The 21,368-nt window shown below is 67.5% G+C and carries 22 protein-coding genes and 1 pseudogene; 8 read left to right on the top strand and 15 right to left on the bottom strand.

The genetic code is table 11. From position 1 onward, the window contains the following. Positions 1-224: 224 nt before the first annotated feature. A complete protein-coding gene (locus HWX31_RS15185; RefSeq protein WP_174959942.1) occupies positions 225-566 on the top strand; it encodes a DUF4148 domain-containing protein in 342 nt (113 codons plus the stop codon). Positions 567-669: 103 nt separating this feature from the next. Here HWX31_RS15185 and HWX31_RS15180 read toward each other — a convergent pair whose 3' ends face one another. Together HWX31_RS15180 and HWX31_RS15175 are read right to left on the bottom strand one after the other, a co-directional pair. Further along, on the bottom strand, positions 670-1,803 hold the full coding sequence (locus HWX31_RS15180; protein ID WP_174959940.1) for an AAA family ATPase: 1,134 nt from the start codon (positions 1,801-1,803) through the stop codon (positions 670-672). Between the two features lie 66 nt (positions 1,804-1,869). Beyond that, entirely contained in the window at positions 1,870-2,745 is an 876-nt protein-coding gene (locus HWX31_RS15175) for an RNA ligase family protein (RefSeq protein ID WP_174959938.1), read from the bottom strand. A 717-nt stretch (positions 2,746-3,462) separates the two neighbouring features. Between HWX31_RS15175 and HWX31_RS15170 the strand changes: the two genes are divergently transcribed. From HWX31_RS15170 to HWX31_RS15160, 3 genes are all read left to right on the top strand, one after another. After that, a complete protein-coding gene (locus HWX31_RS15170; RefSeq protein ID WP_174959936.1) occupies positions 3,463-4,605 on the top strand; it encodes an RNA ligase RtcB family protein in 1,143 nt (380 codons plus the stop codon). Further along, positions 4,605-5,216 carry a peptide chain release factor H gene (gene prfH / locus HWX31_RS15165; RefSeq protein ID WP_174959934.1) on the top strand — a complete coding sequence of 204 codons (612 nt, stop codon included), beginning with the start codon at positions 4,605-4,607 and terminating at the stop codon, positions 5,214-5,216. Before HWX31_RS15170 ends, prfH begins: the two co-directional genes overlap by 1 nt. Before the next feature lie 259 nt (positions 5,217-5,475). Next, a complete protein-coding gene (locus HWX31_RS15160) occupies positions 5,476-6,924 on the top strand; it encodes an MFS transporter (protein ID WP_174959932.1) in 1,449 nt (482 codons plus the stop codon). A gap of 114 nt (positions 6,925-7,038) precedes the next feature. Here HWX31_RS15160 and HWX31_RS15155 read toward each other — a convergent pair whose 3' ends face one another. From HWX31_RS15155 to HWX31_RS15145, 3 genes and pseudogenes are all read right to left on the bottom strand, one after another. Then, positions 7,039-7,263, bottom strand: a complete 225-nt coding sequence (locus HWX31_RS15155) for a hypothetical protein (protein WP_059654025.1) — start codon at positions 7,261-7,263, stop codon at positions 7,039-7,041. 280 nt (positions 7,264-7,543) lie between these two features. Then, a complete protein-coding gene (locus HWX31_RS15150) occupies positions 7,544-7,747 on the bottom strand; it encodes a cold-shock protein (protein WP_013591514.1) in 204 nt (67 codons plus the stop codon). 250 nt (positions 7,748-7,997) lie between these two features. Beyond that, a pseudogene (locus HWX31_RS15145) lies at positions 7,998-8,087 on the bottom strand (GntR family transcriptional regulator); the annotation flags it as partial. Between the two features lie 321 nt (positions 8,088-8,408). Between HWX31_RS15145 and HWX31_RS15140 the strand changes: the two are divergent. Beyond that, positions 8,409-8,762: a hypothetical protein gene (locus HWX31_RS15140; protein ID WP_174959930.1), complete on the top strand. Its 354-nt coding sequence runs from the start codon at positions 8,409-8,411 to the stop codon at positions 8,760-8,762. Between the two features lie 36 nt (positions 8,763-8,798). Beyond that, on the top strand, positions 8,799-10,676 hold the full coding sequence (locus HWX31_RS15135) for a sialidase family protein (protein WP_244143753.1): 1,878 nt from the start codon (positions 8,799-8,801) through the stop codon (positions 10,674-10,676). Positions 10,677-10,710: 34 nt separating this feature from the next. Here the strand turns inward: HWX31_RS15135 and HWX31_RS15130 are convergent, their stop codons facing one another. The 4 genes from HWX31_RS15130 to HWX31_RS15115 all read right to left on the bottom strand — a co-directional run bounded on the left by HWX31_RS15130 (position 10,711) and on the right by HWX31_RS15115 (position 14,356). Then, positions 10,711-11,607, bottom strand: a complete 897-nt coding sequence (locus HWX31_RS15130) for a LysR family transcriptional regulator (RefSeq protein ID WP_174959928.1) — start codon at positions 11,605-11,607, stop codon at positions 10,711-10,713. Positions 11,608-11,748: 141 nt separating this feature from the next. Next, positions 11,749-12,132 carry a VOC family protein gene (locus HWX31_RS15125; RefSeq protein WP_059635626.1) on the bottom strand — a complete coding sequence of 128 codons (384 nt, stop codon included), beginning with the start codon at positions 12,130-12,132 and terminating at the stop codon, positions 11,749-11,751. Positions 12,133-12,163: 31 nt separating this feature from the next. Continuing rightward, positions 12,164-13,141 (bottom strand): hydroxymethylglutaryl-CoA lyase, encoded by a 978-nt coding sequence (locus HWX31_RS15120; protein ID WP_415493126.1) that lies wholly within the window; start codon positions 13,139-13,141, stop codon positions 12,164-12,166. Positions 13,142-13,165: 24 nt separating this feature from the next. Then, positions 13,166-14,356 (bottom strand): CaiB/BaiF CoA transferase family protein, encoded by a 1,191-nt coding sequence (locus tag HWX31_RS15115; RefSeq protein WP_174959926.1) that lies wholly within the window; start codon positions 14,354-14,356, stop codon positions 13,166-13,168. A gap of 278 nt (positions 14,357-14,634) precedes the next feature. On the opposite strand from HWX31_RS15115, the gene HWX31_RS15110 reads away from it, so the two are divergent. Then, positions 14,635-15,609: a D-2-hydroxyacid dehydrogenase gene (locus HWX31_RS15110; protein WP_174959923.1), complete on the top strand. Its 975-nt coding sequence runs from the start codon at positions 14,635-14,637 to the stop codon at positions 15,607-15,609. Between the two features lie 130 nt (positions 15,610-15,739). On the opposite strand, the gene HWX31_RS15105 is transcribed toward HWX31_RS15110, so the two are convergent. Further along, complete coding sequence (locus HWX31_RS15105) at positions 15,740-15,952, bottom strand: hypothetical protein (protein ID WP_174960185.1); 213 nt, start codon at positions 15,950-15,952, stop codon at positions 15,740-15,742. Between the two features lie 209 nt (positions 15,953-16,161). On the opposite strand from HWX31_RS15105, the gene HWX31_RS15100 reads away from it, so the two are divergent. Continuing rightward, positions 16,162-16,458: a DUF4148 domain-containing protein gene (locus tag HWX31_RS15100; RefSeq protein ID WP_174959921.1), complete on the top strand. Its 297-nt coding sequence runs from the start codon at positions 16,162-16,164 to the stop codon at positions 16,456-16,458. Positions 16,459-16,479: 21 nt separating this feature from the next. Here the strand turns inward: HWX31_RS15100 and HWX31_RS15095 are convergent, their stop codons facing one another. From HWX31_RS15095 to HWX31_RS15075, 5 genes are all read right to left on the bottom strand, one after another. Continuing rightward, positions 16,480-16,917 carry a hypothetical protein gene (locus tag HWX31_RS15095; RefSeq protein ID WP_174959919.1) on the bottom strand — a complete coding sequence of 146 codons (438 nt, stop codon included), beginning with the start codon at positions 16,915-16,917 and terminating at the stop codon, positions 16,480-16,482. Between the two features lie 140 nt (positions 16,918-17,057). Further along, a complete protein-coding gene (locus HWX31_RS15090; RefSeq protein WP_174959917.1) occupies positions 17,058-17,999 on the bottom strand; it encodes an ABC transporter permease in 942 nt (313 codons plus the stop codon). Further along, on the bottom strand, positions 17,999-18,868 hold the full coding sequence (locus tag HWX31_RS15085) for an ABC transporter permease (protein WP_174959915.1): 870 nt from the start codon (positions 18,866-18,868) through the stop codon (positions 17,999-18,001). The genes HWX31_RS15090 and HWX31_RS15085 overlap by 1 nt, the downstream gene beginning before the upstream one ends. Positions 18,869-19,019: 151 nt before the next feature. Next, the gene (locus tag HWX31_RS15080; RefSeq protein ID WP_174959913.1) at positions 19,020-20,099 is read right to left on the bottom strand and encodes an ABC transporter ATP-binding protein; all 1,080 of its coding nucleotides are present in this window, start codon (positions 20,097-20,099) and stop codon (positions 19,020-19,022) included. A gap of 72 nt (positions 20,100-20,171) precedes the next feature. Then, complete coding sequence (locus HWX31_RS15075) at positions 20,172-21,338, bottom strand: extracellular solute-binding protein (protein WP_174959911.1); 1,167 nt, start codon at positions 21,336-21,338, stop codon at positions 20,172-20,174. Positions 21,339-21,368 lie beyond the last annotated feature (30 nt).

Genomic DNA, 21,368 nt, shown 5'->3' with positions numbered 1-21,368 from the left:
CAAGACCGGATTCGACAAACTTGAGTCGCCGAAGGTCTCATATGCCCGACTGGGTTGCCGTTGCTGGCGCGTAGCCGGCGGCGCTCGACTCTTGAATAAAGATCAAATTTAAATTCACGCAGAGCCGGTTTTTCCGCGGCGACGGGAATCCTATATTGGCGCCACTCGCAGCGACATCGACGTCGATGTCATTGCCCCTGATTCACCCTGCACAGATGCCCATCATGAAATCGTTCGTCTTCTCGGCTGTCGCCGCGCTGGCGCTTGCCGCGCCCATCCACTCGTCCGCCCAGCAGGCCGATCACGCGCTGTCTCGCGCCGAGGTCAAGGCGGAACTCGCTCGCCTCGCGGCCGTCGGATACCACCCGACCCTGGCCCAAACGCCTTATCCGGACGATGTTCAGTCTGCGCTTCAGCGAGTCAACGCGCAGCCGGCCGCTCAAAGCGGCGCAGCCGAAGCGCCGGAGCCTGCCGCGACGGATTTCGGGAGCGACGCCCGCGCCGCAACCGAATCCGGCCGCCCGGCGATCCCCGACAGCCGCAACGCGCTCTATCGCGGTCATTGATGCCGGTCGATACGCGCGAGACGGCTTGCCCCCGGCTCGCGCCATCCGCGCCAACGCGCCAACGCGCTACGGCGCCCTCTTGCGACGCGTGGCCGTCGTCGCGTCAGCCACCGTAGATCACCGCGTGTGCTTCGGTCGGCAGCGGCAAATCCCAGCGCAGCAGCATCCCTTCGAGCGTCCGGTTCGACAGCGACGTGTCGCGCCGGGCGTTGCGGCGCAGCAGCGTCGCGCGCGGCTGCTCCAGATAGACGAGCGTCACTTCCGCGTGGTACGCGAACAGCAGGTCCAGCGTTTTCTTGCGCATCAGCGCCGAAAGATTCGTCGCGTTCCAGACGAACGGCCTGCCGTCGCGCAGCAGCGCCTTCGCGTTGTCGATCGCGCGATGCGCGACGCGCCCCTCGTTCCGGCCGTGGCGCAATCCGAGCGCCTCGCGCGCATCGTCGAACGAAACGACCGGCAGATCCGGGTGGTGTTGCGCGACCCACGTGTTCTTGCCCGACGCCGGCAGCCCCGACATCACGATGACCTTCGAGCCGGGCGGCTGGAACAACGGGTAATCCGGATGCACGTCCGCGCCGCGAAAGTAGCTGACTGCCGTGTGCGCATCGGCAAACGCGCGCGGCCGGCCGTAGCAGCCCTCCTCCCTCGCGAGTTCCCGGAACAGCTCGATGTCGTCGAGCACGCGGGGCGCGTCGTCGCAGATGCGGCCGCGCATGTCGGCCTCCGCGAGCAGGCACAGCAGCGGAAGGCTCACCTGCCACGACAGCTCGCGCGCAAGGAATTCGGGCGATCCCCGGCGCGCCCCGCGGATCGCGAAGAACGGCACCTGGTGGATGCCGATGAGGCGGCAGATCGCCTCGCGGGTATCGAATGGCACGCCCGCGTCCCACAACGCGATCCGCGCGTCGATCGCGCCCTTGCGCGAATGCCCGGGATGGCCGATCGCGCCGGTTTCGGGATCGATCGTCGTCGTGCTGTACTTCGCGATGTCGTGCAGCAGCGCGGCCAGGAACACGATCTCCTGATCGGCGCGTGACGCGGCCTGATATTCCGGCAGCGCGAGCAGCGCGTCCACGACCATCGTCGTATGCGTCCAGACATCGCCCTCGCCGTGATGCGCCGGCTCCTGCGGCGTCGTCTTCGCGTGCTCGAGCGCCGGAAAAGCCGCCAGGCACGCGTGATAATCCGGCGCCTGGCCGGGCGCAGGCACCAGCGCCTGCAATTGTTCGTATTTCATGTTCGTTCCTCTTTCGAGCGGCGGCGCGGATGCGTCGTATGGCTTTCCTGCGCCCCGCGGCATTCATCAGCGGCCGGCGGCGATCTCCGGCGTGCCGAGCGTCGCCCACGTGACGGCCGGCTGCGGCGCATACAGGTCCACGCCGGGCGCCAGCAGGTTCGGGATGAACGGCTGCTCCGAGTGATGCCGGTCCGATTCGATGATCGCCTGCACGAAGTCGCGGCGAACCCATTTCAGGCGTCCGGTCGTCGCGTCACCGGCTTCGATCTTCACGTAGAGCCCTTCCGACAGGTCCGACTTGTCACATTGCCGCCACGCGCGTGCGAGATCGAGGCCCTGACGGTGCACGGTCTGCTCGAACGCGCGCCGCCACTCCGGCGTCTTCGCGAGCGACGGCTCGAGCAGCGCCTTCAGGTCCGCCAGCCTCGCCGGCGCGACGCCTTCGTACAGGACCGGCACCGACAACACCGGGCCGCCCGCGAGCAACGCGCGGCGGGCCGGCGTCGACAGGAACCGGCCGGTGACGCGGTCCAGCACGTCGAATTCGAAGAAGTGATGCGGCAGCGCGTCGTAGAAGACCGCGTGCTTCTTGCTCATCGTCTCGCCGTACATCACGTAGCGATCGCCAAGCCGTTCGAGCAGCCAGTCCGCGTGCGCGGACGCCCACGCCTTCACGAAGCTGAACTGGCGTTCGCGGCCGCCGCCGGCCAGGTAGTGGCCGCGCGACTGCAGCAGCAGTTCACCCGCAGCGCTGAAACTGATGCCCGTGTTCGCGCCGTCGAGTTTTTCCTCGACGACGATATGCGTGCCCGCAAGGGCGCGATACGGAATGTGGGCGTCGCCCTCGTCTCCGTCCTGCAACCGCGAGCCTTCGAGATGCGGCGTGCGGGGATAGCGGGCGAGGTCGAGCGATTGCGCGTAGGCGCGAAAATCCAGCGTCATGGTCTTTCTCCAGCAAGGTGGGAAGAGCCGACGACGTGAACGAACGATATGAAAAGCGTTGCGGTGTGCAGTGCGTTCCCGGACGCGGACCTGCGCGATGCGTCACCGGCTCGCAAGAGCGAATGGCGGAAACGGGCAGGACGGCGCGCGACCAGGACGACAGTCGTCGGCGTATCAGGCGAATTGACGAATGACTACGGGCACTTGGATCACCGGTTCGATGAGGGTTGAGAGCAAACGAGGCGGATGCTACGAAAGGCGTCCGACATTGTCAAGCGATGGCGGCGAACCGGATGCCGCATCGCAAATGCTCAGGATTCCTGCCTTCACGCGTGATTGCGCATGGAACGGAAATACGACCGACCGCCCTCCCGCTGTCGCATCCGCGCCACCACGCAACACCGCCCTCTTGCGAATTCCGTTCACCCCATGCTAGAGTCGCCGCCATTCCGATTCCCCCACTCACCGCAAGGAGAAAAAAACATGACGTCACGCCAGCTCTCCTCCCGTCGCGGGTCGTAGTTCGGGTTCATCGCGTCCGTTCGTTTCATCGTTCACGCATCGCAGTCGATTGCATCGCCGTTCCGGCGATGCGGCGGGTCGTCCTGACCCGGTTCAGTCTGCCGTTCTCCCGACATCCGATGTCAGGCAGTGCATTCGCGCGCGCTGCCCGTGCCATGGCCCGCCGTTCCCTTTCTGCATTGAACGGACTATTCCATGGGCAATACCCTGCAATATCTGGCGGAACGCGTCACGCTGTGCGCATCCGCCGACACCTGGATCGAAGGTGAAGCGATCCGGCAGCTGCAACTGGCTGCCACCCTTCCCGGCATGCGGCGCGTCGCCGGCATGCCGGATCTACACCCCGGGCGCGGCTATCCGGTCGGCGCCGCATTCTTCTCGACCGGCTGCCTGTATCCGGCGCTGATCGGCGGCGACATCGGCTGCGGAATGGCACTGTGGCAAACCGCGCTCGACGCGCGGCGCGCGAGTGCGGTGCGGCTCGTCGGCCGGCTCGGCTCGATCGACGCGCGTCTCGACGACAGCTGGCAAGCGTCGATCGCCGACGCCGGGTTGGCGGGCCACGCGTTCGCCGCGTCGCTCGGCACGATCGGCAGCGGCAATCACTTCGCAGAACTTCAGAAGCTCGACACCGTGTACGACGCCGAGGCCGTGCAGGCGCTCGGCCTCGATCGCGGCCGGCTGCAGCTGCTCGTGCACAGCGGCTCGCGCGGCTTCGGCCAGTCGATCCTCGAGCGGCACATGGCCGCGCACGGCTACAACGCGCTCGACGACACGCTCGCCGAGTGCGCGGACTACCTGCAGCGTCACGACGAAGCGCTGCGCTACGCGATCGCCAATCGCGACCTGATCGCGCGCCGCATGCTCGCGCGGTGGCGCAGCAGCGGCCGGTGCGTTCTCGACGTGAATCACAACCTGGTCAGCCGCGCCGTCGTCGACGGCGTGCCGGGCTGGCTGCATCGCAAGGGCGCGACGCCCGCCGACGCGGGGCCGGTCGTGATCCCGGGCTCGCGCGGCGACTACAGCTATCTCGTCGAGCCGCTGCCGCGCGACGACGCGGCGACTCTCGCGTCGCTCGCGCACGGCGCCGGGCGCAAGTGGTCGCGCGCCGACTGCAAGGGCCGGCTCGAACGGCGCTTCGCGCCGTGGCAGCTGATCCGCACGCGGCTCGGCAGCCAGGTCGTCTGCGAGAATCGCGAGCTGCTGTACGAGGAGGCGCCGCAGGCGTACAAGCCGATCGACAGCGTCGTCGACGCGCTCGAAGCGGCGGGACTGCTGCGCAAGCTCGCGCGGCTCACGCCGGTGCTGACCTACAAGACGTCCGGGGAGTGTTGCTGATGCTGCTCCAGATTTCTTCCGCACACGGCCCGGCGGAGTGCCAGCTCGCCGCGGCGAAGGCGCTGCAGCGCCTGCAGGTCGAAGCCGGCGCGAGCCGCGTCGCGCTGACGGTGCTGGACCTGCAACCGGGCGAGCGCCCAGGCACGGTGCGCTCCGTGCTGCTGGATCTCGACGGCGCCGACGCCGCCGCGCTCGCGGACCGCTGGACCGGCACGCTGCAGTGGATCTGCGCGAGCCCTTACCGGTTGCGTCATCCGCGCAAGAACTGGTTCGTCGGCGTCACCCGCTGCGCCGACGCGCCGCCGTTGCCGGACGGCGCGGTCAAGTTCGAAGCGATGCGTGCGCGCGGCCCCGGCGGGCAGCACGTCAACAAGACCAGCTCGGCGATTCGCGCGACGCATCTCGCGACCGGCACGTCGGTCCGGGTCGAAAGCGAACGCAGCCAGCACGCGAACAAGCGGCTGGCGCTGCAGCTGCACGCGCGCCTGCAAGAGCAGGCCGACCGCGAAGCCGGGCATGCGCGCGAGCAGCGACGCATGCAGCATTTCGCACTGGAACGCGGCAATCCGGTGCGGGTGTTTCACGGCGTCGCGTTCACGCCGTCGGGCTGAGCGCGGGCGCTCGGGCGAACCACGGGCGCGATCGCGCGGCATGAGGGGGCGCGATGGCCATTCCCGGTCGGGTCGGTCCCCCGGCGCGCCTCTGCTGACAGGCGCGCTCGCCAGCCTTTCTCGCCGGGAAAGGACGCTTGAGGCTTGCTCAATTTTCGTGCGCGCCGAAATCGCCCACTATGTGCCGGACGATCGGCGCATCCCGGACGCCGGCGCGTCCCGGCCCCGCGCCGCGGCAAATCGAAAATCAGGAGACGCGATGAACAGCCAATCCCTCGACCTGGGCGGCGACACAGGCTTGCCCGCGTCGCCCGCTCGCGCCGCCGATGCAGCCGCGGCGCGCCCCGCCGACCGCGACGTCACGCTGGGCGATTTCATGGACGACCTGCCGGTCGGCGCGCTGCACCGGTTCGTCGTGTGGGTGATCGGCGTCGGGCTGTTCTTCGACATGTACGAGATTTTTCTCGTCAGCACGATAGGCACCGCGCTGCAGCACGAATACGGGTTGAACCCGCAGAGCGGTGATTTCAAGCTGCTGCTCGCGTCCGCGTTCATCGGCATGTTCTTCGGCGCGATGTGCCTCGGCAGCCTCGCCGACCGCATCGGCCGGCGCAAGGCGTTCCTGCTGACTCTCAGCTGGTACAGCGCGTTCTCGCTGATCGGCGCGTTCTCGGTCAATGCCGACATGCTGGTGATCTGCCGCTTCCTGACCGGCATCGGCGTCGGCGCGATCTATCCGGTCGCGGACAGCTTCCTGTCGGAGATCCTGCCGAAGGCGCGCCGCGGCCGGCTCGCCGCGTGGGCGTACACGACGTCCTACGTCGCCGTGCCGCTCGTCGGCTTTCTCGCGGTGTGGCTCAATCCGCTGCACGTTGGCGGCGTGGCCGGCTGGCGCATCATTCTCGCGATCGGCAGCCTCGGCGCCGTGTACGTACTGTTCGTCCAGCGCCGCCTGCCGGAAAGCCCGCGCTGGCTGCTGGCCCAGGGGCGCGCGGGCGAGGCCGAAGCGACACTGCGCCGTTTCGCCGACAGCGCCGGCGCAAGCATGCCGGCGCGCTTCGCGACCTCGGCGGAGCCGCAGCGGCCGCTCGCGCTGCGCGAGCGCGTCGCGCTGCTGCGCCGCCGGCCGTACGGCAAGCGCTACCTGATGCTGGCGATCTTCCACCTGTTCCAGGGCTTCGGCTATTACGGCTTCGGCGCGCTGGCGGGCGTGGTGGTCAAGAGCCGCGGCTTCGACGTGACCAACAGCACGCTGTTCATCGCGCTGTCGTTCGTCGGTTATCCGATCGGCTCGCTGCTGTCGATTCCGCTGCTCAACTGGATCGAGCGCCGCACGCTGGTGATCGGCTCGATTCTGTCGATCGCGGTGTTCGGCCTCGGCTTCGCGTACTCGGGCAACACCGCACTGATCGTCTGCTTCGGCGTGTTGACGACCTGCGCGTCGAACGTGTTCAGCAACGCGTACCACGTTTATCAGGCGGAAATCTTCCCCGCCCGCGTGCGCTCGACCGCGATCGGCAGCACCTATGCGTTGTCGCGCATCGTCAGCGGCGCGTTGCCGTTCATCCTGCTGCCGGTGCTCGTCCGGTACGGGGCCGGCGCGATGTTCGGCGTGATCTCGGTCGCGCTCGGGATCGTTGCCGTTACGTTGCGTGCGCTCGGGCCGTTGACGACGCGGCGGAGTCAGGATGAGATCAATCCGGTGTGATTCGATGTGGATCGGGGGCGCTGGGCCGTACGGCGGTGCGCGTCGCGAGCGGGAGGTGCCAGGAATTTCACGTACTGAGAAATGCATTGGCTGTCTCGAACCGGGGCGTCGCCTTTAACCGCGCGTGTCGACCCAGTTGCGTGCCCAGCGCGTCGCGTGCTGCAGCGCCTGTTTTTCACTCGTGAAGTAATCGAGCGAATAAAACTGGTAGCTGCCTTCGGCGCACGCGCTATCGGTGCGTTCGAGCAGCAGGTTGGATGAAAAACTACCGTCGGGCAAACGATGCGCCGAGGGTTGGACGGCATAGCCGTTGTACTGTTGAATTTGTTTGTTCTGCATTTTAATTTTAATGATGTTCGAGTGCGCGCGTGCCGTGCGAAATGTGCACGGGTGCGCCGATTCAAAGCCATTGCGAGCCGAATCTGAAGCAGTCGGAAAGCGAAAAAAGGGCGTTGCAGCCAGGGGGGGGGAATGAAGCGAAACGAGGCGTGTGGCGCTTGGCCAGCTGCTGAAAAAACCGATGCAGCTAAGAGCGATCGCGCCAGCTTTGGGAGACAAGGCTCCGCGAGGGTGTCGCTGCAACCCGGCGTCCGTCGCGGGAGGCCGGGTCCTTCAAACTTTACAGCGGCTTGATGTTAGCCGCTTGCAGACCCTTCGGGCCTTGCTTCGTTTCGAAGCTCACCTTCTGATTTTCAGCCAGCGTCTTGAAGCCGTCGGCTCTGATTTCGGAGAAGTGAGCGAACAGGTCGTCGCCGCCCTTATCCGGGGTGATGAAGCCAAAGCCCTTGCTGTCGTTGAACCACTTAACGGTACCGGTATCCATGAAGAATCCTTGAGGAAAAAATACGAAGATCTGCTCTGTTAAAGAGCGCGTGAAGCGTCAAGGAGGGAGAGGACAACGAATACCGCTAAGGAGCGAGCAATTGATGAACAGCAATCGAACTTCTTGAACTTCGAACGACACACTAACCGCTGGGTAGCACCAGCGTCAATAGTTATCTTGTAACTGTTTCACCAGGCGGTCAGTTTTGCTGACGAAGCGATGCGGCCCTGTCTGGCTGAGCGCCCTACCTGTAATCGCTCATCTCGTGCGCCATCCGGTTCACCTGGTCGATGACCTTCGCCGCATGGTCGAGCAGCGCACGGCCGGCCGGCGTCAACTCGGCGGCGCAGCGGTACGCGCCGCGCGAGCGCTCCGCTTTTTCCGGTTCTTATATGAACGCGCCGGCATGCTGTCCGCCGAATCGTCTGACGCAATCCATCGCGACACTGCCGACTCGCCCGATATCGACCTGCCATTCGATGCGCTGTCAACTTCTCTCGAAAGCGAAGGGTTCGGCGATATCACAGCTCCCTGCAAGCACCGTTCCTGTTCGCAAAGCTGAACATACGAACACGCTCGCGCATGTACGTTTCCACCTTTCCGACATATGCTTGGTACTGTCTTCTCTTGGCCAAGGCGGACACGACGACAGGTAATCAAAATGGTCGTACAAAGGCTCTCGATCCTGGCTGCCTCGGGCAAGCTTCAGGCGGTGTCGATATGGCGCTGCCTGGCAAATCGCGGCGCGAAAGTTCGCCGCGTGCGGATCGATGTCGATCTCAACACGGGGATCGAGTCGATGAACGTCGACATCGTCGAATCCGGCCTGCTGCGCACGGCCGACATCGCCGCTGCGCTCGGTGAAGTGCCGCTGCACATGACACTCACCACGTTCCATCTGGAATTGGTCTCGAATCCTGAAGCAGCGGTTTCGCGCCCGATCGCCCGGCCGGCTCCGAGGTTGACGGTTGTCAGGGACATCTCCCGCCACATGGCACGTATCAAACGCGACTGATCACGCGCTCGACGCGTGAGATGCGTTTGCGACTGAATGTCGTTGCCGCTGACTCTGAAGCGGCGAACCCTGCCATCGGACATATTTGCACCGCAAGCATTGGTTTTGTCGGGGGGAAGTCGCTTTCGCACCTGGATGGATTTCGCGTGCGAGAGTCAGGATGCCGGCCCTGTACGGCCGGCTGTGCAAAGGCGTTGTACGGCTTATCGGAGGTACAAGATGAATTCCATTTGCAGACGCCTGTCCCGCTCCGTTTCCCAGAGTCTCGCGGCCGGCGGCGTCATCGCGCTCGCATCCACGCTCGGCCCGGGCGTGCAGGCGCAAGTGCTCGGCCCACTCGTCCAGGTGGCCGCGGGCGATCCATTCAGCGGATGCACCGCCGACCAGGTGCATGCGCAGGAAGCCGCGTTCGGGAGCGTCCTTTATCCGGCGACGTCGATCGAGCCGTGGGTGGCGGCCGACCCGACCAATGCGTCCCGCCTGCTCGTCGGCCACCAGCAGGACCGCTGGAGCGACGGCGGCTCACGCGGCCTCGTCGGCGTCGTCTCCGGCGATGCGGGCAGCAGCTGGGCCAATTCGATCCCGACCGGCGTGACCGAGTGCACCGGCGGCAACTTCCGTCGCGCGTCCGATCCCTGGGTCGACTTCGCGCAGGACGGAACAGCCTTCTTCTTCTCGCTGGTGCTGGACCCCATGCAGCCGACGTCGCCATTCGGCGCACGAAACAGCGGGATGCTGGTCAGCCGCTCCGTCGATCACGGCGCAACGTGGCAGGCTCCCGTCGAGTTGATCCACAACACCTCGTCCCACGTGCTGAACGACAAGAACTCGCTCACCGCCGATCCGACCGCGAACGGCTACGTCTACGCGGTGTGGGATCAGCTGAGCGTTTTCCCGCCGAGCAAAGACGCTGCACAGCTGCTCGCGGGCAACGATGGCGTCGCGATCGCGCGCCAATTGCTCAATTCCACGGCGGGCGCATCGTCGGTATGCGAGCCGTTCACGAGTCCGCCGTGCAAGGGCGGCGCTCCGGCCTTCAAGTTCAACTTCACCGGCCCGACCTTCTTCTCGCGATCCACCGACAACGGCGTGACCTGGAGCACGGCCGCGCCGATCTACCAGCCGGGGACGAACAAGCAGACGATCGACAACATCGTCCGGGCATTGCCCGATGGAACCCTGCTCGATTTCTTCACGGCGATCAACGTCACGCCGCAGGTGCTCAACATCGGCTATATCAAGTCGACGGACAAGGGCGGGAACTGGACGGGGGCGGCGTTCGCCACCGATATTCGGGTGGTCGGCGTGGTCACGCCGGACTCCGGCCAGCCGATACGCGATGCCTCCATTCTCTACAGCGTCGCAGTGAACCCGGCGACGGGAGCAATCTATCTCGCGTGGCAGGACGATCGCTTTTCGACCGCCGACTGCACCACGCCCACCGGCTCGATCCCGGTCGACGGGATCGCTTTCAGCGAGTCGGATGACGGCGGGGCGACCTGGTCGACGCCGGTGATGATCAACAAGACGCCGGCGAACGCCGTGAACCGGTGCCGGCAGCAGGCTTTCATTCCTGCCGTGGTGGCGTCGGGCGACGGCAAGACGGTCGTGGTGACCTACTACGACTTTCGTAACGACACCAATACGCCGGTCGGCTTCGAGGGCACCGACTATTTCGCGCTCTTCTGCTCGACCGCGACCGCATGCACGAATGCTGCCAACTGGGGCAACGAGCAGCGACTGACCACGGCCTCGTTCAACATACTCGACGCCCCCGTGGCGCGTGGCCATTTCCTCGGCGATTACATGGGCCTGACCGCGAGCGGGCCGACGACCGTGTACCCGGTGTTCGGCATCGCAACGGGTCACAACGTGACGGCCGAATTCACCCGCAAGATCTCGGGGCTGCAGTAAGCACAAGGGGCGACGGCCTTCGGTCGCCGCCCTGTCAGCGCGCCGACATGAAGTCGAACAGCTTCGCGATATCCGTCGTCAGCACGCTGCCCGCCTTCACGCCGACCCACAGCGTGCGCGTCGCCCACGCGTCATCGAGCTTCACCACGCACAGCCTCGCCCCCGCGCGCTCGGTCGTCACCGCGTCGCGCGGCAGGATGCCGATCCCGAGCCCGGCCTCGATCATCCGGCTGACGCCGTCGAAATTCGACACCTGGATCCGCAGCTTGAGCGAGCGCTCGGCCGCGAACGCCGCGTCGGTCATGCGCGCGAGCAGCGAGCTGCCGTCGCTGAGCCCGACGTAATCCTCGTCCAGCGTGTCCGCAAAGCGAACCGTCCCGCGCTCCGCGAAACGATGGCCGCGCGGCACCAGCAGCACGAGCTCGTCGCGCCGGTACAGCCGGCGCTCGATGCCCGGCGCGGGCACGTTGTCGGCGAACACGCCGAGATCGGCCTTGTCCGATGAAAGCGCGTCGACGATCTCGTGGCTCAGGCGCTCCTCGAGGCTGACCTTGATGCCGGGGTTCGACGTGAGAAAACCGGCAAGATCGACCGGCAGGAACTGGACGATCGCGGACGTGTTCGCCCACACGCGGATATGGCCGCGCACGCCCGCGACGTAATCGCTCATCTCGTGCGCCATCCGGTTCACCTGGTCGATGACCTTCGCCGCATGGTCGAGCAGCGCGCGGCCGGCCGGCGTCAGCTCGACGCCGCGCGCGTGCCGGACGAACAGCGCGCTGCCGGTCACGCTCTCGAGCTCCGCGATGCGCTTGCTGACCGCGGACAGCGTGAGCTGGCCGTGCTCGGCCGCCTTCGTCAGGCTGCCGTGCTCCGCGACCAGCACGAAAACCCGCAGCGACTGCAGGTCGAAATGAAGCGGATTCACCATGTCGGGTTGCGTGTTTGCCGGGAATGGGGGCGGCGCGATGCGCGGCGTGACCGATTGTGCGTCAACCGGCCGTGCGGCGAAAGTGCGGAAAGCCCGGTCGCGGCGGGACCGGGCGAGAGAAACACGCGACGACGGCGCGCGTCAGATCAGCTCTGAAATCTCGATCAGGTTCAAATCGGGATCGCGCACGTAGACGGAGCGGATCTTCTGCGTCGCGCCGGTGCGCTCGACCGGCCCTTCGACGATCGGCCAGTTCATCCGCTTCAGGTGGGCGATCACGTCGTCGAGCGGCACCGACGCGATGAAGCACAGGTCGAGCGCGCCCGGCGCCGGCAGGTGCGCCTTCGGCTCGAACTCCGCGCCGCGCACGTGCAGGTTGATCTTCTGGTTGCCGAAACGGAACGCGATGCGTCCCGCGCCGAAGGTCTCGAGCCGCATCTGCAGCACGTCGACATAGAAGCGCTTCGTCGCGTCGGGATCGACGCAGGTCAGCACGAGGTGGTCGAGATGATCGATCAGCGCCATGTGGTTCTCCTTGTGATGAAAATCGACGGCGTCACGCGCACGCCCGCTGCGCCGGCATGCCGTCCGCGGTCGACGCGGGCGCGGGATGCAGGTCCGAACGGCGCCCGGCTTTCAGGATCTGGCTCGGCACGTCGTGCCCGAGCAACGCCGGCAGGCGCGCGGCCGCGGCGAGCGCCGCCGCGAGGTCGACCCCCGTATCGTAGCCGTCGAGCTCGAGCATGTGCACGAGCTCCTCGGTGCACACGTTGCCGGTCGCGCCGGGCGCGTACGGGCAGCCGCCGAGGCCGCCGAGCGACGCGTCGAAGCGGACGATGCCGGCGTCGAGCGCCGCGAGCGTGTTCGCGAGCGCCATCCCGCGCGTGTTGTGGAAATGCAGCGTGAGCTCGAACGCGCCGAAGCGCTCGGCCGCGCGTTCGCACAGCGCGCGCACCTGCGACGGATACGCCATGCCGGTCGTGTCGCACAGCGTGAAGCCGTGCACGCCGAGGTCCGCGAAGCGCTGCATCCACGCGAGCACCGCTTCGGCCGGCACGTCGCCTTCCATCGGGCAGCCCATCGCGGTCGACAGCGACACGTTGGTCGCCACGCCCGCGCCCGCGCCGCGCACCGCATCGATCACGTCGCGCAGCTGCGCGAACGACTGCTCGCGCGTCATCCGCAGGTTGGCGCGGTTGTGGGTCTCGCTGACCGACATCACGAGGTTCACTTCGTCGACGCGGCACGACAGCGCGCGCTCGGCGCCGCGCACGTTCGGCACCAGCGCCGTGTAGACGACGCCCGGCGCGCGCGCGATGCCGTGCATCACGCCTTCCGCGTCGCGCAGCGCCGGAATCGCCTTCGGCGACGTGAACGACGTCACTTCGATCTTCGCGTACCCGCATGCGCTCAGCCCGTCGACGAGCGCGATCTTGTCGTCGGTGTCGACGAAGCGCGCCTCGTTCTGGAAACCGTCGCGCGTCGCGACTTCGTTGATGTAGAGCCTGGCGTGCCGTTTGCCTGTCATCGTCATGTCGTCCTCGAAAGCCGTGAGAATTCAGATCACGCCGCGCGCGCGCCAGTCGTCGCGCGTCGCCGCATCGATGCCGAGCGAGTCGAGCACCGCGTCGGTGCCCTCGCCGAGCGTGGGTGCCGAGCGCGTGATGCGCCCGGGCGTCGTACCGAGCTTCGGCACGATGCCCGGCACCCGCACCGGCGTACCGTCCGGCAGCGTGTCGTCGACGATCATCCCGCGCGCGTGGTAATGCGGATCGGCCGCGATGTCGGCAACGTCGTAGATCCGGCCGGCCGGAATCCGCGCTTCGTTCAGCGCGGCCAGCACGTCGTCGCGGTCCTGAAGAGCCGTCCATGCGCCGATCGCCGCGTCGATGCGCTCGACCTGGGAGACGCGCCCGTCATTGTGCGCGAGCGCGGGATCGTCGCCGAGATCGGGCCGCCCGACCAGCGCCATCAGCCGCCGGAAGATGCTGTCGCCGTTGCCCGCGATCAGCGCGTAGCGGCCGTCGCGGCACCGGTACGCATTGGTCGGCGCGACGCCGGGCAGGCTGCTGCCGGCCGCCTCGCGCACCGCGCCGAACACCGCGTATTCGGGCAGCAGGCTTTCCATCATGTTGAACACGGACTCGTACAGCGCGACGTCGACGACCTGCCCGTTGCCGCCCTGCTGCTCGCGATGCCGCAGCGCGAGCAGCACGCCGATCAGCCCGTGCAGTCCCGACAGCGAATCGCCGAGCGACACGCCGACGCGCACCGGCGTACGCCCCGGCTCGCCGGTCAGGTGCCGCAGGCCGCCCATCGCCTCGGCGATCACGCCGAAGCCCGGCCGGTCGCGATACGGGCCGGTCTGCCCGTAGCCCGACACGCGCAGCATGATCAGCCCGGGATTGATCGCCGAGAGCGCGTCCCAGCCGAGCCCCCAGCCTTCGAGCGTGCCGGGCCGGAAGTTCTCGATCAGCACGTCGGCATCGGCGACGAGCCGGCGGATCACGTCCTGGCCTTCCGGCGTGCGCAGGTCGAGCGTCAGCGACGTCTTGTTGCGCGATTGCGCGGCCCACCAGACCGACGTGCCGTCGTGCAGCATCCGCCATTTGCGCAGCGGGTCGCCGGTGCCGGGCGGCTCCACCTTGATCACGTCCGCGCCGAACTCGGCGAGCATCCGGCCCGCGAACGGCCCGGCGATCAGTTGCCCGAGCTCCAGCACGCGAATGCCGTCCAGCGGTCTCGTCATGACTGTCTCCGATGAAGTCGTGTTGTCGATGACGGCGATCATGACCGGGATCGCTCCGCCCGAAAATCGATCGATGGTCAAGCAGCCTTGCCGGAATGGAAAGGCAGGCGGTGCGCAGTGCGGCCCCATGCCGGGCGGACGGACGGCCCGGGCTTTCCCGGCGGGAAAGCACACTCGCGCAACGATCAAATCACGCGCGGACGCGGTGCGCACAATCGTGCGCTTGCCGCGTCCCTCTCTCCTGCGGACGCATGTCACCGACACCGACAGGCCCGACCATGACCCATGCCCCCGTGAACATCGTCTTCCTCGATCGCGCGACGCTGTCGCCGCGCACGATGCTGAAGCCGTTGCCGTTTCCGCACGTGCTGCACGCGTTCGAGCGCACCGCGGCGAGCGAGACGGCCGAGCGCATCCGCGACGCCGATATCGTCATCACCAACAAGGTCCGGCTCGACGCGGCGGCGCTCGCCGGCGCAACGCGCCTGCGGCTCGTCGCGATCGCCGCGACCGGCACCGACAACGTCGACCTCGCCGCCTGCGCGGCGCGCGGCATCGTCGTGAGCAACATCCGCGGCTACGCGGTGCGCACGGTGCCGGAACACACGTTCGCGCTGATCTTCGCGTTGCGCCGCAGCCTCGTCGCGTATCGCGACGCGGTGCGCGCGGGCCGCTGGCTCGACAGCGGCCAGTTCTGCTTCTTCGATTTTCCGATCCGGGATCTGGCGGGCTCGACGCTCGGCATCGTCGGCGACGGCGCGCTCGGGCGCGCGGTGGCCGGCATCGCGCATGCGCTCGGGATGCGCGTGCGGTTCGCCGCGCACGGCGGCCACACCGATCCGCAAACGGGTTACGCGCCGCTCGACACGCTGCTGCGCGACAGCGACATCCTGTCGCTGCACTGCCCGCTCACGCCCGCGACCCGGCACCTGATCGACGCGGCCGCGTTCGCGCGGATGGCGCGCCGGCCGCTCGTGATCAACACCGCGCGCGGCGGGCTCGTCGACGAGTCGGCGCTCGTCGATGCATTGCAGTCGGGGCAGATTTCAGGCGCGGGCTTCGACGTGGTCGGCGAGGAGCCGCTGCCGGCCGCGCATCCGTTCCAGGCGATCCTGTCGCATCCGGGGTTCATCCTCACCCCGCATGTCGCGTGGGCGAGCGACGAAGCCGTGCAGGCGCTCGCGGATCAACTGGTGGACAACGTCGCCGCGTTCGTCGACGGCGCGCCGCGCAACGTCGTGACCGCGGGTTGAGCGGTACGGCACCGGCTCGGGGAATCGGGGACTGGAGGATCGGGTGCCCGGAACGGCGCCGCAGGGGAAGCGGCAGATGCAACGCGCGACGGGTTCGATAACCCCGCTCGCGGGCATCACGCCGTCCGGTTCAATACGTGGACAGTTCAGCGCAGGGATCGACCTTGCTCGGCGAGCAGATCGCCGAGTACTTGGCGCTTTCGCGCATCAGGGCTTCGCCCTGGCGGAGCGCATCCTTGATTTCAGGATGCTGCGCGTAGGCGAGGAATGCGGAACACACGACCGCGGACATGCAGACCAGCGAAAATGCAATTCTTTCAAAGGCTTGTAAGCGTTCAGGCATGATTCGACCTTTCTTCGAGGTCGACATTATATCTCAAATAAGGGTTTTCCCTAGGGCGGAGCGGGCATACACGGCGGCGTGCCTCCCTGCGTGCGCCGCCCGCTCATGTGGCCGCCGTTAATATTCGCTTAAGTGCGGATCGTCAGGATGGGAATGTCGGTTGCGGGTGTGTTTGCTCCTGCCGACTATCTCTTTCGGAGGTTCCAATCATGAAATCCGCCCTGTCCCTGCTCGTTGCCGCCGCGTTCGCGGCCCCTGTTGCTTCGTTCGCGCAATCGCAACCGGCCAGCGATCCGGTCACGCGCACCGAAGTCGTGTCCCAATTGCAGCAACTCGAACAAGCCGGCTACAAGCCGTCACGCAATCAGTACCCGGCCGACATCCAGGCCGCCGAGGCGCGCGTCGCGCAAACCTCGGGCGTCGGCAGCGAAGCCGGCGCGACTGCCCAGTCGGGCACGCGCGTAATGCCGGCGCATGGCGCCGACATGCTGTTCAGCCACCACTGACCCGCAATACGCGTCGACGCGTCAGTGCGCGTCCGACGCCGCGCTCGCCGGGCTGCCCGGCCACGCCTTGCCGATCCGGTCGATCATCGATTTCGCCGCGCCGGCCGCGAGCGCCGCGTCGACGTTCGACGTCTGCCACGCGCCGTCGGCGCCCTGCACGAAGGTCAGCTCCGCGCGCGTCGGCGCGTTGTCGGTGTTGCGCCACGTGAACACGACGTTGCACGTGTAGGTGCGCTCGCTGGCCTTCTTGCAGTCGCCGTCGGGCTTGACCGACACGACGTCGGCCGACACCGGCAGCGGCTGGCCGAGCAGCGCATTGAGGCCGCCGTGGTTTTCGGCTTCGAGCGAGCGCCGCACGGCCGCGTCGATGTCGCGTGCGCCGGGGCCCTCGTGGAACAGGTTGCAGGCGGCGACGAGCATCGTCGAGACGCCGAGCGTCAGCAGCGTTTGAAACTTCATGTGATTCGCGATCCGGTGAGCGACGGGAAACGCGCCGCGCCCGCGCCCCGCAGGACGCCGGCCGCGCGCCGGTATTGCGCGTAGTCTGCAACGTTCGCGCCCCGTATGCGGTATCCATTTGTAACCAATTGCGCGGCGCGCTACGGCCGCTCCTGCTTCACGCGGCTCACGAGCTGCGTCGGGCTCACGAACTGCAGCGCGATCACGACCCATGCGAGCGTGATCGCCATGTAGATCATCGCCATCGCGTCGATCGACTGCGGCGCGCGCACGCCGGTCGAGAACACCGCGTAGTACAGCGCGACGACGAGCGTCTGCGTGCTCGGCCCGGCGGTGAAGAAGGTCAGCTCGAACATCCCGATCGTGCGCACCAGCACGAGCAGCCCCGCCGCGAGCATGCCCGGCACCAGCAGCGGCAGCAGCACGTAGCGGAAATAGCGCCACGTGTTCGCGCCGAAGATGCGCGCGGCCGCTTCGAGGTTCGGATCGATCTGCTCGATGAACGGCGTCATCACGAGGATCACGAACGGCAGCGCCGGCACGAGGTTCGCGAGGATCACGCCGGACAGCGTGCCCGCGAGCCCGACCTTGTACATCACGGTCGCCATCGGAATCCCGTAGGTGACGGGCGGCACCATCAGCGGCAGCAGGAACACCAGCAGCGCGAAGCGCTTGCCCGGAAACCGCGCGCGTGCGAGCGCATAGGCGGCCGGCACGCCGAGCGCGATCGACAGCAGCACGACCGCGCCGACCACCTCGACCGTCACCCACAGCACGCTCGCGAGCTGGAAGTCCTCCCACGCCTTCGCGTACCAGTGCAGCGTGAAGCCCTGCGGCAGCGGCGTGCCGAACCAGCGCGTCGCGACGGAGTTCACCGCGACGGTCGCGATCAGCAGCATCACGTTCAGCAGGAAGAACGTCATCACGCCCCAGACCAGCGCCTGCCATGCGCGGGCGGCCATGCTGCGGCGCGCCTTCTGCGGCTTCATCGTGTTGACGGGCCGTGCGCCGTCGCCGCGTCGCGCGTCGTGCGGGCCGGACTGCGACGGCCACGTCCGCGCGGCATGATTGTCGGTCGCCATCAGCCCTTGCCTCCCGTCACCGGCCCCGTATAGAAGAAACGACGCGCGCCGAGCATCGACGCGACCACCACCAGCTGCACGAAACCCATCACGATCGCGATCGCCGACGCGAGCGAATAGTCGTAGCTCTCGAATGCGGCCTCGGCCGCGGCGATCGAGATCACGCGCGTCGGCCCGGCCGGCGCGCCGAGCAGCACGGCCGACGGGAACACCGAGAACGCCTGCACGAACGACAGGCACGCGGCCATCGTCAGGCCCGGCACCAGCAGCGGCAGGTAGATCTGCCGGAACTGCTGCCACGGGTTCGCGCCGAGCGTCGCGGCCGCGCGCGCGAGCGTCGGATCGATGCCGCTCACGTACGACAGCATCAGCAGGAATGCGAACGGAAAGCCCGACACGATCAGCGACAGCAGCACGCCCCAGTAGTTGTGCGTGAGGCGCACCTCGTCCGAGTACAGGTGCAGCCCCTGCAGCGCCTGCGGGAACCAGCCGTTCGGGCCGAAGTACGTGAGCATCCCGTCGGCGACGAGCACCGTGCCGAGCGTGACCGGAATCACGAGCAGCGTCGTCACGAGCTTCTGGTACGGCGAATGGCGGCGCAGCGCGAACGCGACCGGCACCGACACGCCGACGTTGATCAGCGTCGCCGGCACCGCGAGCTTCAGCGTGACGATCACGGTCGGCCACATCGCGGTGTCGGTGAAGAACTGCACGTAGTTCGCGAGCGCGCCGCCGTTCATCGGCTGGAACGACAGCACGACGCCGTACGCGAACGGATAGATGAACAGCGCGACGATGAAGCCGAGCGCGGGCGTGACGAGCCAGCCTTTCGCGTCGCGCGGCGCGCCGGGCGCGACGAGCGTGCTCATGCTGCCCCCCGCCGGGCCGCCCCAAGGGGCGTAGCGGGGAATTCGCGGAGCACCGCTCCGCGCCCGCGCAGCCGGCCGGCTTTGCAAAGCCGGCCGTGGACGGTAGCCGCCCCCTTGGGGGGCAGCGAACGAATGTGAGCGTGGGGGCGGTTCATTCTGCTTCTCCCGCATAGACCAGCGTGCGCTCCGGGGCGATACGAAGACGCAGCCGCTCGCCCTCGCCGAATTCGCCGGCCACGCGCGCCCAGATCTTGCCGAACGGCGCGACCGCGCGGATCAGCGAATCGCGGCCGCCGTACTCGACGGTCTCGACCGTCGCGTCGAACGCATTGTCGTCGGCGGCGCCGGCGCGCGCGAAATCGTCGGGGCGCAGCGCGACCGCGACGTCCTTGCGATCGAAGCCGGCCATCGGCACGCCGGTGAGCCGCACGCCTGACGCGGCGACCGCCACGTGCTCGCCCGCCATTCCTTCGAGCGTGAACGGCAGCACGTTGCGATAGCCCATGAAGCGCGCGACGTGCAGGTTGTGCGGCCGCGTGTAGACCTCCTTCGGCGACGCGACCTGCTGGACGACGCCCTCCTTCATCACGACGATCCGGTCGGCCATCGACAGCGCCTCGTCCTGATCGTGCGTCACGTAGATCGTCGCGCGTTCGAGCTGCGTGTGGATGCGGCGGATTTCCGCACGCATCTCGATGCGCAGCTTGGTGTCGAGGTTCGACAGCGGCTCGTCCATCAGCACGAGCGGCGGCTCGATCACGATCGCGCGCGCGATCGCGACGCGCTGCTGCTGGCCGCCCGACAGCTGGCCGGGCAGCTTGCCCTCGTGGCCGACGAGCTGCACGAGCTCGAGCGCCTCCTGCGCGCGCTTGCGGGTTTCCTGCCTCGACACGCCGCGCATCTTGAGGCCGAAGCCGACGTTGTCGAGCACCGACATGTGCGGGAACAGCGCGTAGTTCTGGAACACCATGCCGAAGCCGCGGCGCTCGGGCGGCAGCACGTCGATGCGTTCGTCGTCGAGCCAGATGCCGCCGCTCGTGAGCGGCTGCAGGCCCGCGATGCAGTTCAGCGCGGTCGACTTGCCGCAGCCGGACGGGCCGAGCAGCGCGATGAACTCGCCGCGCCGGATGTCGAGGTCGAGCCCGCTCAGCGCGGCGACCTGCGCGCCTTCCGCATTGGTGAAGCTGCGGCATACCGCGTCGAGGCGCAGCTGTTCGAAAGTGTGCTTCATCGCGATCTTCCTGACGGCCTCCGATGGTGCGGGCGCCGCGGCGCCCGCCGGGTCATGCGGGATGGCGGCGGGCTACTTCGATTTCTGCGAGCCGATCTCGCGGTCCCACTTCTGGAACGCGGCGACCATCGCCTGCGCGCCGAGCGGCTGCACGTGCGGACGCTCGGCCAGCAGCTTCGCGTACTCGGGGCGGCCGAATTTCCGGACGACTTCCTGGCTGTGCGCGGGCGCCATCTCCAGCGTCACGCCCTTCACGGCCGGGCCCGGATAGAAGTAGCCGTCGTCGTAGGTCATCGCCTGCTGCGCGGGTTCGAGCAGGAAGTTCATCAGCTTGAACAGCACGTCGAGCTTCTCTTTCGGCACGCCCTTCGGAATCACCATGTAGTGCGCGTCGTTGACCCACGTCATGTCGTCGAACGCCTGGATTTTGAAGTCGGCCGGCACGATGCCGAGCGCGCGCGGGTTCAGGTCCCAGCCGGTGACGGTCACCGTCATGTCGCGCGTGCCCTCGCCGAGCTCCTTCATCACGGCCGACGTGCCGCCCGGGTAGTACGGGACGCAGTCGTTCAGTTGCTTGAGGAACGCCCAGGTCTTGTCCCAGCCGTTGATCGGGTCCTGCGGATTCTTGTCGCCGAGCACATACGGCAGCCCCATCAGGAACGTGCGGCCCGGGCCCGAGTTCGCCGGACGCGCGTAGATCAGCTTGTTCGGGTGCGCCTTGCACCACGCGAGCAGCTGCGCGGGCGTCTTCGGCGGATCGGCGACCTTCGCCGGGTTGTATTCGAGCAGCGGCCCGGCCGGCATGTACGTGACTTCGAGGCCGAACCCTTGCGCGAGATCCTGCATCTTGCGCGGGCCGGGCGCGTACTTGTCGAGCACGCCGGGGAGCGCGCCCGCGTTGTCGGGCAGCAGCTTCAGCCACAGGTTCTGCTCGATGCCGGCCGCGAGCGCGTCGGTGCCGGTCAGCACGAGGTCGATGTCGGAGCGGCCGGCCGCCTGCATCGCCTTGATCTTGCCCGGCAGCTGCGGCGCCGGCGCGTTCGTGAAGGTGACGCTCGCGACGAGGTTCGGGTTCCTCTCCCTGAACGCCTCGATCGCCTTCTGCGTGAGCTGCAGGTTGCCCGCGACGTCGACGACGTTGATCGACACCGGCGCGGCGACGGCGGCCGTGGCCGACAGCGTGAAACCCAGCGCCAACGCAATGCGGCGGACGCGGCGCGCGATCCTGGATGAGTTCATGTCTCCTCTCTGCGGTCGGGTGGATGGGAC

The organism is Burkholderia ubonensis, from assembly GCF_902833085.1.
Classification (GTDB): domain Bacteria; phylum Pseudomonadota; class Gammaproteobacteria; order Burkholderiales; family Burkholderiaceae; genus Burkholderia; species Burkholderia ubonensis.
Note: the sequence above shows the minus strand (reverse complement) of the source record. Positions and strands in the feature narration are given on the sequence as shown.